Origin of the sequence: Mesorhizobium sp. C089B (assembly GCF_030323125.1) — a bacterium.
Taxonomy (GTDB): Bacteria; Pseudomonadota; Alphaproteobacteria; order Rhizobiales; family Rhizobiaceae; genus Mesorhizobium.
In genome coordinates, this window is sequence record NZ_CP100469.1 from 4,678,497 (window position 1) to 4,690,873 (window position 12,377).

Here is a 12,377-nt window from a genome sequence, read left to right on the forward strand (position 1 = left end):
TGTTGCGTCGTTTGCCGGCACGTTGTCTCGATTTAGGAGCGGTGCTGCCCGGATGCTAGGGCCGGCGCGCTTGTGCCTGTGTTTTTCAGTGACTTTTTCGGCAAGGCCCGCACTTTTTCAGCGAGGGTTGCAAAAAAGCCCGGCTTTGCGCCGGGCTTTTCGCTTTATTTGCCGTCAACCGGTCAGGCCGACTTCTTCTTCTCGTCGTTTTCGTCGATTTCCTCGAAATCGGCGTCGACCACATCGCTATCCTTGGCCGCGTCCGCCTTGGCGTCGGCTTCCGCCGCTTCCTTCTGCGAAGCTTCGTACATGGCCTGGCCGAGCTTCATGGATGCTTCGGCAAGCGTCTGCGACTTGGCCTCGATGTCGGCGGCATCGTCGCCTTCGGCAGCAGCCTTCAGCGCCGTGATAGCCTCCGATATCGCCGTGCGCTCGGTTTCCGAAACCTTGTCGCCATATTCCTTCAGCGACTTCTCGGAGGAGTGCACCAGCGCCTCGGCCTGGTTGCGGGCCTCGACCAAAGCACGCCGCTGCTTGTCGGTCTCGGCATTGGCTTCGGCGTCCTTGACCATCTTCTCGATGTCGGCGTCCGAAAGGCCACCAGAGGCCTGGATGCGGATCTGGTGCTCCTTGCCGGTGCCCTTGTCCTTGGCCGAAACGTTGACGATGCCGTTGGCGTCGATGTCGAAAGTGACCTCGATCTGCGGCACGCCGCGCGGCGCCGGCGGAATGCCGACCAGGTCGAACTGGCCGAGCGCCTTGTTGTCGGCAGCCATTTCACGCTCGCCCTGGAAGACGCGGATGGTCACGGCCGACTGACTGTCTTCAGCGGTCGAGAACACCTGGCTCTTCTTGGTCGGGATCGTCGTGTTGCGTTCGATCAGGCGGGTAAACACGCCACCCAGCGTCTCGATGCCGAGCGACAGCGGCGTCACGTCGAGCAGCAGCACGTCCTTCACGTCGCCCTGCAGCACGCCGGCCTGGATGGCGGCGCCCAAAGCGACGACTTCATCCGGGTTGACGCCCTTGTGCGGCTCCTTGCCGAAGAACTGCTTCACGATCTCCTGGATCTTGGGCATGCGGGTCATGCCGCCGACCAGGACCACTTCGTCGATCTCGCCAGCCTTCAGCCCGGCATCCTTGAGCGCCGCCTTGCAGGGCTCGATGGTGCGCTGGACGAGATCGTCGACCAGCTGCTCGAACTTGGCGCGGGTCAGCTTCAGCGTCAGGTGCTTGGGGCCGGTCGCGTCGGCGGTGATGAAGGGCAGGTTGATTTCGGTCTGCGTCGTCGACGACAGCTCAATTTTGGCCTTTTCAGCCGCCTCCTTGAGGCGCTGCAGCGCAAGCTTGTCGTTCTTCAGGTCGATGCCCTGTTCCTTCTTGAACTCGGCCGCCAGATATTCGACGAGACGCATGTCGAAATCCTCGCCGCCGAGGAAGGTGTCGCCATTGGTCGACTTCACTTCGAACACGCCGTCGCCGATTTCGAGCACCGAAATGTCGAACGTGCCGCCGCCAAGGTCATAGACGGCAATGGTCTTGCCATCCTTCTTGTCGAGGCCGTAGGCAAGTGCTGCAGCCGTCGGCTCGTTGATGATGCGCAGCACCTCAAGGCCGGCGATCTTGCCGGCGTCCTTGGTGGCCTGGCGCTGGGCGTCATTGAAATAGGCCGGAACGGTGATGACCGCCTTCTCGACCTTCTCGCCGAGATAGGCCTCCGCCGTTTCCTTCATCTTCTGCAGGATCATGGCCGAGATCTGGCTGGGCGACTGCTTCTTGCCGCCGGCCTCGACCCAGGCATCGCCATTGTCACCCTTGACGATCTTGTAGGGGACAAGCTTCTTGTCCTTCTCCGTCACCGGGTCGTCATAGCGGCGGCCGATCAGGCGCTTGACCGCAAAGATGGTGTTTTCAGGATTGGTGACCGCCTGGCGCTTGGCCGGCTGGCCGACGAGACGTTCGCCGTCGCCCGAGATGGCGACGATGGAAGGCGTCGTGCGCGCGCCTTCCGCATTTCAATGACCTTGGGCTCCTTGCCATCCATGATGGCGATGCAGGAGTTGGTGGTGCCGAGATCGATACCGATTACTTTTGCCATTTTTCTAGTCTCTCCGCTAAGCAGGCTCTCAGGACCCGTAAGGCGTTCCGACGAAAGCCCCTGTTCACAAGAAATTCCGCTCCGGCAACCGGCATTCCGGCACTGGGCGGCTTGGCGCGTATATAAGAACAGGCGGCATCGGGCGCAAGCATTCTGCGCATGGCATCCACCGCGCCGCGCTTGGCGCCTTTGAACAGCCGCCCGGCGGCCCGGATGTGCTCAAACCGCGCTCAAAACCCCAGGATCTGCCCGATCCCCCGGCGAAGCGCCCAGTCAGGGCTTCGAAACCACAAGAAAACGTCACCTATGCGTGAGAGAGGCGGCTCCTGGCTGAGGAAGGCGCCTGCCAAGCAGACACAGGCAAAAGCGTCACGCGGCCTGCGACAGCGATTTATGCGCCTCGGCCAGGATTTCGAACGAGCGCACGCGTGCCGCATGGTCGAAGATCTGCGCGGTCACCATCAGCTCGTCTGCGCCGGTGCGGCGCACGAACGCGTCTATGCCTTGCCGGACGGTTTCGGGAGAGCCGACGACGGCGCAGGACAGCGCCTGCGAAATCATGGTTTTTGCCATCGGCTCGAGCGTCTGGTCATAGCCCTCGACCGGCGGCGGCAGGCGGCCGGCCCGCCCGGTGCGCAGATTGACGAAGGCCTGCTGGAGCGAGGTGAACAGCAGTTTGGCCTCGGAGTCGGTTGGTGCGGCGAAAACGTTGAGGCCGAGCATGACATAGGGCTTGTCCAGCTGTTCCGAAGGCTGGAAGCGCGAACGGTAGATCTCCAGCGCATGGTCGAGTTCGGCCGGCGCGAAATGCGAGGCGAAGGCATAGGGCAGGCCGAGCATGGCGGCGAGCTGCGCGCCATAGAGGCTGGAACCGAGGATCCAGACCGGCACCTTCTGGCCTTCGCCGGGCACGGCGTGGATACGCTGGCCTTCCGCGGCCGGCTGGAAATAGCCCATCAGCTCGACGACATCCTGGGGGAAATTGTCTGACGCCTCGAGATTGCGGCGCAGCGCGCGCGCTGTTCCCATATCGGTGCCGGGCGCGCGGCCGAGGCCGAGGTCGATGCGGCCGGGGTGCAGTGCCGCCAGCGTGCCGAACTGCTCGGCAATCACCAGCGGCGCATGGTTGGGCAGCATGATGCCACCGGCGCCGACGCGGATGGTCTTGGTGCCGCCGGCGACATGGGCGATGACCACGGCGGTCGCCGCGCTGGCGATGCCCGGCATGTTGTGGTGCTCGGCCAGCCAGTAGCGCCTGTAGCCGAGCCGCTCGGCATGGAGGGCCAGGTCGAGCGAATTTGCCAGCGATTGCGAGGCGTCGCTGCCTTCGACGATCGGCGACAGGTCGAGAACGGAAAGTGCGGTCATGGGCCTCAAGCCTTTACGATGTTCAACTGCCTGCCCCTGGTTTCGAAGGCGCGGTCGGGAATGACGATGTCGAGCTGGCGCCAAGCAACGGGTCCAGATTCTCGAACGGGATCGCCTGCGGATGCTGGCGATGCAGCGCGCTCAGCGTGTCGACCGACGCATCGGACCGCGATAGCCAATGCGGTCGAAATAGGAATCGAGGTCGAAGGAGGCATCGTTCATCGCAGGGTCCGGCTTGACCGGCTCGATATAGGCACTCCGCCTGAAGACAACAAATGCGAGATGATGGACGGGCGCGGCAAGCTTATGCCGCGGCCTTGCCGTTCTCTTCGGCCGCTTCCTCCTCCACCACGGCCGTCTGCTGTGCGGCGAGAAAATTGCCGACATGGCTGAGGCCATCGAAATGATCGCAGAACACTTTGACGACGACCAGCAGCGGCACCGCCATCAGCGCGCCGACAAAGCCCCAAAGCCAGGACCAGAAGGCGATGGCGATGAAGATCGCCACGGCGTTGATCTCGAGGCGTCGGCCGACAACCATCGGCGTAACGAACTGGCCTTCGACGATGTCGCACAAAAGCACGAAGCCCGGCGCCAAAAGGGCGTAGGTGATCGAGTCGAAGCTGATCATCGCAATGACGCTGACCAGCACGATGGTGATCAGCGCGCCGACATAGGGCAGGAAGTTGAGCAGCGCCGCCATCGTTCCCCAGACGAGCGGGTTGGGCATGCCGAGCGCCCACAGGCCAAGGCCGATAACCGCGCCGAGACCGGCATTGATGACGGTGACGGTGAGCAGATAATGCGAGATTTCGCGCTCGACGTCATAGACGACGCGCAAGGCCCGCTTCTTCTCACTGAGGCTGGCGAAGGACTGGATGATCTTCTCATAGAACATCGTGCCTGACGCCAGCAGGAACAGCGACAGCACGAAGATGATGGTCAGGCTTGTCCCCGCCGACAGGACGTTGCTGGCGGCGGCCGACAGGACGCCGGACTGTGCCATCGCCACCTTCTGGATGCCCGGCTCCTGCGAGGTCTCCGTCATCTGTTCGATCTGATGCGAGATCTGCATGATCCTCTCGAGCGGACGCCGTAATTGCGCCAGCCGTTCGGTAAGTTGTTGGCCGATCGACGAGGTGTTGTTGAGAAGGTCGATGACCGGGCCGCTGAGCAGATAGCCGGCAACGCCGAAGACGCAGATCGACAGCACGACCAACATTGTCGCCGAAACCACTTCCGGAATGCCGCGCTTGCGCAGGAAGCGCACGATTGGTGTCAGCGTCAGCGTCAGCAGGAAGGCGAGGATGACCGGCATGAAGAAAGCACGCGCGAAATACAGCGCGTAGATGGCCATGAACAGGAAGATCCCGATGAGCAGCGAACGCATCAGATGCGTGTCGGCACGCGCCACAACTCTCGCCTCTTCGGTTTCGGCAAGGCCAGCACCCAAAGCGGCGGGTTCGGCTTTCATGATTTTCCCTCAGCGGCGCACCGCAATTGGTGCATTCCCCTGACGGAAACGCCTCTGCAAGCCCAAGGTTCCGTTAGCCGGCAAGGCCCTCAATCCGGGCCGCCCGTCGCTCAGGCGGCTGGCGCTGCGACGGCGACGCCGGGCTTGGCGGTCTCCTTGCGCACGATCGGCGCCACCTTGGTGCCGTACAGTTCGATCGCCTTCATGATCTTGGCGTGCGGCATGGCGCCGATCGCCATCTGCAGCAGGAAGCGGTCATTGTTGAAGATCTTGTGCTGGGCGACGATCTTTTCCGCCACCTGCTCCGGATTACCGACGAACAGCGCGCCGTTCGGACCACGCGACTGATCGAAATGCGCCCGCGAGGTCGGGCCCCAGCCGCGCTCGCGGCCGATGCGGTTCATCACTTCGGCCTGCGGGCCGTAGAAATCGTCGGCCGCCTGTTCAGTGGTCCCGGCGATGAAGCCGTGCACATTGATGCTGGTGGCAAGGCCCGAGGGGTCGGTACCGGCCCGCCTGGCGGCATCGCGATAAATGTCGAACAGCGGTGCAAACCGCGCCGGCTCACCGCCGATGATGGCCAGCGCCAGCGGCAGGCCGAGCACGCCCGCGCGCGCCGCAGATTGCGGCGTTCCACCTATTGCGATCCAGATCGGCAATTTGTCCTGCAGCGGCCGCGGATAGACGCCGCGGTCGTTGATGGGCGCGCGCAGATTGCCGGACCAGGTGACATTTACATTATCGCGGATGGCCAGCAGCAAATCGAGCTTTTCGGCGAACAGCTCGTCATAGTCCTCGAGATTGTAGCCGAACAGCGGGAAGGATTCGATGAACGAGCCGCGCCCGGCCATGATCTCGGCCCGGCCGTCCGACAAAAGGTCGAGCGTTGCGAACTGCTGGAAGACGCGCACCGGATCGTCGGAGGACAGCACGGTGACCGCGCTGGTCAGCTTGATGCGCTTGGTGCGTTCGGCGGCAGCGGCCAGCGCCACCACCGGCGCGGACGCGGCATAGTCGGGGCGGTGATGTTCGCCCAGACCAAAGACGTCGAGGCCGACCTGGTCGGCCAGCTCGACCTCCTCGATCAGATTGCGCAGTCGCTGATGCGGGCCGATCGCGCCGGGGCCGGGCTCCGGGCTGACGTCGGCGAAAGTGTAGAGACCGAGTTCCATGGCATGTCATCCAAATGTTCTGATTTGCCGCTAGAGGTAGCGGCGAGCCGCCCCGGCCGCCAGAGGGGCGGATGGTGAACAGTGCATGTCGGTTTCGGCCGGCTTTGTTTCAGGGAAAACGCGTCTCCCGGCTGCAACAGCATAAACTTTCATGGCTGGCATACCGTTTTGGCGCTTGAACTCTCGGTTTTCGCGCGTATGTAAGCGTCGCGAATTGACTTCAGGGAAGTGGACTTGGCTATCTACAGGGAAAAAGACATTTTCGAGCGGCGCAATGCCGCGAACGAGGCAAAGAAGGCGCTTCTGGAGCGCTTCAAGTCAAAGCCGGCGGCTGATGATCCTGCGGTTCTGGCCAAACAAGCCGAACGCAAGGCGATTCTTGAGGCTCGCGAGATACGCGAGGCCGAAAAGGCCAGGCTGAAGCAGGAAAAGCTGGCACGCGAGGCGGTCGAGAAGGCCGAGCGCGAGGCAGCAGCCGAAGCGGCGCGTATTGCGGCCGAAGAGGCAGCGCAGGCTGAAGCGAAGATCAAGGAAGCCGAAGAAAACGAGCGCATTGCCCGTTTGCTGGCCGACGAAGCCGAACGCAAGGCCAAGCGCGACGCACGCTATGCGGCCCGCAAGCAGCGTACCGGCAGGACGCCTCCGGGCTTCTCCGCCCGCTAACGCTTCGATCGAAACGATCGGACATCAGGGTCGCCTTCCAGCGGCCCTGAATGTGTTTGTGCGTCGATTTCCTTGGTTGCTTTGCTCAGGCGGCGAGCTTCAGCCCCATAATGCCGCAGACGATGAGCGCAATGCAGGCGAGCCGGATGGCCGTCGCCGGCTCGCCCAGCAGCCAGATGCCAAGCAGCGCCGTGCCGACCGTGCCGATGCCGGTCCACACCGCATAGGCCGTCCCGACAGGCAGCGTCTTGAGCGCCAGGCCGAGCAACCCGAGGCTGATGATCATCGAGGCGACAGTGAGCACCGTCGGCAGCGGCTTCGAGAAGCCGTCAGTGTATTTGAGGCCGATCGCCCAGCCGATTTCGAACAGACCAGCGAAGAACAGAAAAATCCACGACATCGGGATGCACTCCTTCCATGAGGATGGCGGGGCGTCCCGGCCGGACTTTTGAGAAAGGCGCGAGGTCGTCCTCGCCGCTTCGGTATAAGCGGCTGCGCCGGTGCGATCAACAAAAACACCGGCCGCATCGTTCATGCCGCCGGTGTCAAAATCTGCGCCGAAACGGTTGTCCGGATTTCAACCGTCCAAGATCTTCCGAGGCGGGCTTACTTTCCTTGAGCCTCATCGCCTTGACGGGCGGCGCCTTGAGTGCCGGAGCCGCTGCGGGCTTCTTGGCGTCTTTTTTCGGCTTGCGAGCTTCCTTGCCCGCCTTCATCGCACCTTTAGCCATGATTCGTTCCTCCAGTTGCTGGGAGGCCAAGTGAAACAAGAGAAACGCCGGACTGCAAGGGGGCGGGCGTCCGTCGCCGGCGCCGGCGGGCCGCTTTCAACCGGTTTCTAATTTGCTCGTAAACCATTCCGGTCCGTGCCATGGTCGCCTTCGCACTGCAGCATCGGCCATGCCTTCGCCCGGCGATGATCAGGAAGTGCGGTCAGGACGACAATGCGAATCCGCATCGGCAGCGAGATGAGTTTCGATTTTCCGCAGGAAACGCCGCTCATCGCGATGCTCAACGTCCACTACTCCAGGGCCTCCGATCTCGAGCGCCCGGATTTCCTGACCTCCAACCCGCCGGTGCCGATCCAGAGCTACCGCGACAGTTTCGGCAATTGGTGCAACCGTTTCGTCGCCCCGCCCGGACGCTTCACCTTCGGCACCGATTCGGTAATCCGCGACCCCGGTACCTTCGAGATGGGCGACCTGATGGCCTGGCAGCATGAGGTGCGCGACCTGCCGTCGGACACATTGCTGTTCCTGTTGCCCAGCCGCTTTTGCGAGAGCGATCTGCTGGCCAGCGAAGCCTGGCGGCTGTTCGGGCATACGCCGCTTGGCATTGCGCGCGTCCAGGCGGTCTGCGACTTCGTCCACAACCACATCGTCTTCAGCTACGGCAATGCGCGGCCGACCCGCACCGCGGCGGAAGCCTATCGCGAGCAAAGCGGCGTCTGCCGTGACTTTGCCCACCTCGCCGTCACCTTTTGCCGTGCGCTAAACATCCCGACCCGCTACTGCACCGGCTACATCAGCGACATCGGCCTGCCCAAACCGTGGGCGAGCATGGATTTCGCAGCCTGGATGGAGGTCTATCTCGGTGGCCGCTGGCATGTCTTTGACCCGCGCAACAATTCGCCACGCATCGGCCGCATCCTGATCGCGTCGGGTCGCGACGCCGCCGACGTGCCGCTGACCCACATCTTCGGACCGGGCACGCTGGCTGGTTTCAAGGTGTGGACGGACGAGATCATCGAATAGGGGCGTCTTTCCGCAAGCTGGCCTTCAACCTGAACGACCAGGCGATTCGTGCGTTGTGATGCCTGTGGAGCTCGGCGGCAGGCCGTTACATTGGGCGCCTTGGAGGGACAGCATGGCAGCGCATGGCGGGTCGAAGACGGTCATCTACGCGGCGCTCGCCGGTAATTTAGCTATTGCTGTGACCAAATTCGTCGCCGCCTTCTTCACCGGCAGCTCGGCGATGCTGTCGGAAGGCGTGCACTCGCTGGTGGATACCGGCAATGGCGGGCTGCTGCTCTACGGCATGCACCGCGCCGCCCGTCCGCCGGACCGCACGCATCCGCTCGGCCATGGCCGCGAGCTGTATTTCTGGAGCTTCATTGTCGCCCTGCTCGTCTTTGCGCTCGGCGCCGGCGTGTCCTTCTATGAAGGCGTCGTCCACATCATGGCGCCTGAGCCGGTCGCCAATCCCAAAATCAACTACATCGTGCTTGGCCTCTCGATGCTGTTCGAGGGCAGCTCCTGGTACGTGGCGCTGAAGGAGTTCCGCCAGCAGAAGGGCAAGCAAGGCTGGCTGCAGGCCGTGCAATCGAGCAAGGATCCGAGCGTCTACACGATCCTGTTCGAGGACAGCGCCGCCCTGCTCGGTCTCTTCGTCGCCTTCGCCGGCATATTGGCGGCCGAACTCCTCGACATGCCCGAACTCGACGGCGTCGCCTCGATCGGCATCGCGATGATCCTCGGCGCCACCGCCATCTTTCTGGCGCGCGAAAGCAAGGGATTGCTCATCGGTGAGCCGGCCTCGGCGGAAGTGCAGGCCAAGGTGCTGGCCATCGCCCAGCAGGATCCGGCGGTGCAGCGGGCCAACGGCGTTCTCACCGTCCATCTCGGCCCGCAACAGATCGTCGCTGGGCTGAGCATCGAATTCGAGGACCATCTGACGGCGCCTGAGATCGAAGCCTGTGTCGAGCGCATCGAGGCGCTCTTGAAAAAGAAATGCCGGAGATCACCAGACTGTTCGTCAAGCCGCAGACGACCGGAACGTGGGAGCACCGGCGCAAGCAGGTCGAGGCGGCGTCGGACTAGTTCTGGACCAGCAGTGCACCGTTGGCCCCATCGCCTGGTCCCGCTAAGATCACCCGACGGATTTCGGAGAATCAACCATGAAAATCGATGGTGGGTGCCATTGCGGCGCCATAACTTATGAAGCAGACGTCGACCCGGAAAAGACCTCTATCTGTCATTGCACCGACTGCCAGCAACTGACCGGCACCGCCTTTCGTGTCACTGTTCCCGCGCCTGAGGATCATTACAGGATCACCAAGGGCACACCGAAGGTCTATATCAAGACGGGATCGAGCGGCGCCAAGCGTGCCCAGGCGTTCTGCGGCGACTGCGGTTCGCATCTTTACGCAACGTCGGTTGGCGACGGGCCGAAGGTCTATGGGATCAGGGCGGGGACCGCGCGGCAACGCGAGGATCTCGTTCCGACCCAACAGAAATGGCACCGATCGGCCCTGCACTGGCTTCCGGAATTCGAGGGCGTAAGCATCGTAGAGGCGCAGTAGCACCTGCCTCCCGGTTAAACGCGGCCCAAACCAGCCAATAATGTGCTAGGCTAGCCATCAAACGGATGGCGGGGGATAGCAATGTCGGAAACGGACAAAGTGTTTGCCGGCTCGATTCCGGAAAACTACGACCGCTACATGGTGCCGCTGATCTTCGAGCCGTTCGCCGCGGATTTGGCACGACGGGCAGCGTCCTTGTCGCCCGGCGCCGTCCTGGAAGTCGCCGCCGGCACCGGCGTTGTTACCCGCGCATTGGCGCCAAAACTGTCCCCTGGCGCAAGCTATGTCGTGACCGACCTCAACCAGCCTATGCTCGACTACGCGGCCTCGCGACAAGCTCCCGACAGTCGCATACAATGGCGTCAGGCGGATGCTCTGGCGCTGCCGTTCGAAGATGCGGCTTTCGATCTCGTTTGCTGTCAGTTCGGCGCGATGTTCTTTCCCGACCGAGCCGCCGGCTATCGCGAAGCAAAGCGGGTCCTGAAGACCGGCGGCCATTTCCTGTTCAACGTGTGGGATCGCATCGAAGAGAATGTATTCGCCAATGATGTGACGAATGCTCTTGCGGAGATTTTTCCGAACGATCCGCCCCGCTTTCTCGCCCGCACGCCGCACGGCTACAATGACACTGCATTGATCCGCGGCGAGTTGGAAGTCGCAGGTTTCTCCCGTGTGGTGATCGACACGAGGGCCGAACAAAGCCGTGCCTCCTCGCCGCGCCTTCCGGCGGTTGCCTATTGCCAGGGAACTCCGCTTCGCAACGAAATCGAGGCCAGAGGAAAACTGGAAGCCGCAACCGATCACGCTGCGTCCGTGATTGCAGCCAGACACGGCAGCGGCGAGGTTGCGGCCAAGATCCAGGCGCACGTGATGGTGGCTACGGTCTAATGCATGTTGCCCAGAAGTGAGCCGCGGTTCTGGGACAACGACATTCATCAAAACAAAGACTTAAAGCGCGTCGTATGAATCCGTTTCAGCGCGACGCACTTTAATCGTCGCCTTCGACGACACGTAGCCTGAGCTGCCCCGTCTTGGAATCCGCCACCCGCACCCCGGCTTCGGCCTTGGCGGGTCCGCCACCGCGCACTTCGGCTTCGTTTTCGCCAAACTCCAGCGCTTCGATCTTTTGGCCGCGCTTGGTGACCTTCGACGTCGACACCAGTATCTCGTCGATATCCTTGGCCGACTGGCCAAAATGCGTCTGCAACCGGCGCACGCGTTCGTCGACGCGCGCGACGTCCTCCATCAGCCGGATCACCTCGCCCTGGATCAGATGCGCCTGTTCGCGCATGCGGGCGTCCTTGAGGATGGCCTGGATGACCTGGATCGACAGCATCAAAAGCGACGGCGAGACGATGATGACACGCGCCCGGTGCGCCTTCTGGACCACGGCGTCGAAATTCTCGTGGATTTCGGCGAACACCGATTCGGACGGCACGAACATGAAGGCGGTGTCCTGCGTCTCGCCCTGGATCAGGTATTTTTCCGAGATATCGCGGACGTGAATTTCGATGTCGCGGCGGAAAGCCTGGGCCGCGATCTTCTGTTGTTCGGCGCCATCGGCGGCGCGGATGGCGTTCCAGGCTTCCAGCGGAAACTTGGCGTCGATGGCAAGCTGCGGCGCACCGTTCGGCATCCTGACCAGGCAGTCGGGACGGCTGCCGTTTGACAGTGTTGCCTGGAACTCGTAGGCGCCCATCGGAAGGCCGTCGGCGACGATCGCCTCCATGCGCGACTGGCCGAAGGCGCCGCGCGTCTGCTTGTTGGACAGGATCGCCTGCAATTGCACGACCTGGCCGGCCAGCGACTGAATGTTGCCTTGCGCGGTGTCGATGACCGCCAGCCGTTCCTGCAGTTTGGCGAGGCTCTCATGCGTCGATTTGGTCTGTTCGGTCATGGTTTGACCGAGCCTGCCGGTCATGGCGTCGAGGCGCTGGCCGATCGACTGGTTGAGTTCGGCCTGCCTTGCGCCGAACACGTCGGCGATGGCGCCCATGCGGCCCTGCATCTCGGCCTGGCTTTGCAAAATGCCGGCCATCCGCGCCTCGGCGTCGCGGGCGTGGTCGGCGGCTTCCGCCGCGGCGATGGTGCGCGCCTTGGCCGATCGCCACAGCGCCACGACAAGCGCCAGGAACAGGCCGAGAAACACCAGCGCGCCGAGGGCCAGTGCATGGCCGAGCGTGATCGTCGTGGCGCCAAGCCGGGCAACGGGTTCGGAAAGGATGGTGCTCAGGTCGTTCATCCCGCCAGCATAGCCGATTCGCAGACCTGGCACAGATCAAAACGTGAACGAGACCGATT

At 62.8% G+C, this 12,377-nt stretch carries 11 protein-coding genes and 2 pseudogenes; 5 read left to right on the plus strand and 8 right to left on the minus strand.

What is annotated here, in order from left to right; all coding sequences use genetic code 11:
* Positions 1 to 182: 182 nt before the first annotated feature.
* The 5 genes and pseudogenes from dnaK to NLY44_RS23170 all read right to left on the minus strand — a co-directional run bounded on the left by dnaK (position 183) and on the right by NLY44_RS23170 (position 6,112).
* Positions 183 to 2,098, minus strand: a pseudogene (dnaK, locus tag NLY44_RS23150) (molecular chaperone DnaK).
* Positions 2,099 to 2,467: 369 nt separating this feature from the next.
* Positions 2,468 to 3,466: an LLM class flavin-dependent oxidoreductase gene (locus NLY44_RS23155; protein ID WP_023805805.1), complete on the minus strand. Its 999-nt coding sequence runs from the start codon at positions 3,464 to 3,466 to the stop codon at positions 2,468 to 2,470.
* A 22-nt stretch (positions 3,467 to 3,488) separates the two neighbouring features.
* Complete coding sequence (locus tag NLY44_RS33010; RefSeq protein ID WP_353654468.1) at positions 3,489 to 3,743, minus strand: arylamine N-acetyltransferase; 255 nt, start codon at positions 3,741 to 3,743, stop codon at positions 3,489 to 3,491.
* Positions 3,744 to 3,770: 27 nt separating this feature from the next.
* Positions 3,771 to 4,940 (minus strand): AI-2E family transporter, encoded by a 1,170-nt coding sequence (locus NLY44_RS23165; protein WP_023673203.1) that lies wholly within the window; start codon positions 4,938 to 4,940, stop codon positions 3,771 to 3,773.
* Positions 4,941 to 5,050: 110 nt separating this feature from the next.
* On the minus strand, positions 5,051 to 6,112 hold the full coding sequence (locus NLY44_RS23170) for an LLM class flavin-dependent oxidoreductase (protein ID WP_023673204.1): 1,062 nt from the start codon (positions 6,110 to 6,112) through the stop codon (positions 5,051 to 5,053).
* A 234-nt stretch (positions 6,113 to 6,346) separates the two neighbouring features.
* Between NLY44_RS23170 and NLY44_RS23175 the strand changes: the two genes are divergently transcribed.
* The gene (locus NLY44_RS23175; RefSeq protein WP_023673205.1) at positions 6,347 to 6,775 is read left to right on the plus strand and encodes a DUF6481 family protein; all 429 of its coding nucleotides are present in this window, start codon (positions 6,347 to 6,349) and stop codon (positions 6,773 to 6,775) included.
* Positions 6,776 to 6,860: 85 nt separating this feature from the next.
* Here the strand turns inward: NLY44_RS23175 and sugE are convergent, their stop codons facing one another.
* Together sugE and NLY44_RS23185 are read right to left on the minus strand one after the other, a co-directional pair.
* Positions 6,861 to 7,175 (minus strand): quaternary ammonium compound efflux SMR transporter SugE, encoded by a 315-nt coding sequence (sugE, locus tag NLY44_RS23180; RefSeq protein ID WP_023681326.1) that lies wholly within the window; start codon positions 7,173 to 7,175, stop codon positions 6,861 to 6,863.
* A 145-nt stretch (positions 7,176 to 7,320) separates the two neighbouring features.
* Positions 7,321 to 7,545 (minus strand): hypothetical protein, encoded by a 225-nt coding sequence (locus NLY44_RS23185; RefSeq protein ID WP_286455276.1) that lies wholly within the window; start codon positions 7,543 to 7,545, stop codon positions 7,321 to 7,323.
* Positions 7,546 to 7,719: 174 nt separating this feature from the next.
* Between NLY44_RS23185 and NLY44_RS23190 the strand changes: the two genes are divergently transcribed.
* From NLY44_RS23190 to NLY44_RS23205, 4 genes and pseudogenes are all read left to right on the plus strand, one after another.
* Complete coding sequence (locus tag NLY44_RS23190) at positions 7,720 to 8,529, plus strand: transglutaminase-like domain-containing protein (RefSeq protein WP_023687480.1); 810 nt, start codon at positions 7,720 to 7,722, stop codon at positions 8,527 to 8,529.
* A gap of 112 nt (positions 8,530 to 8,641) precedes the next feature.
* A pseudogene (locus NLY44_RS23195) lies at positions 8,642 to 9,594 on the plus strand (cation diffusion facilitator family transporter).
* A 77-nt stretch (positions 9,595 to 9,671) separates the two neighbouring features.
* Positions 9,672 to 10,076: a GFA family protein gene (locus NLY44_RS23200; protein WP_023673210.1), complete on the plus strand. Its 405-nt coding sequence runs from the start codon at positions 9,672 to 9,674 to the stop codon at positions 10,074 to 10,076.
* An 81-nt stretch (positions 10,077 to 10,157) separates the two neighbouring features.
* Positions 10,158 to 10,964: a class I SAM-dependent methyltransferase gene (locus NLY44_RS23205; protein WP_023714470.1), complete on the plus strand. Its 807-nt coding sequence runs from the start codon at positions 10,158 to 10,160 to the stop codon at positions 10,962 to 10,964.
* A 100-nt stretch (positions 10,965 to 11,064) separates the two neighbouring features.
* On the opposite strand, the gene NLY44_RS23210 is transcribed toward NLY44_RS23205, so the two are convergent.
* The gene (locus tag NLY44_RS23210) at positions 11,065 to 12,318 is read right to left on the minus strand and encodes a DNA recombination protein RmuC (protein WP_023714471.1); all 1,254 of its coding nucleotides are present in this window, start codon (positions 12,316 to 12,318) and stop codon (positions 11,065 to 11,067) included.
* Positions 12,319 to 12,377 lie beyond the last annotated feature (59 nt).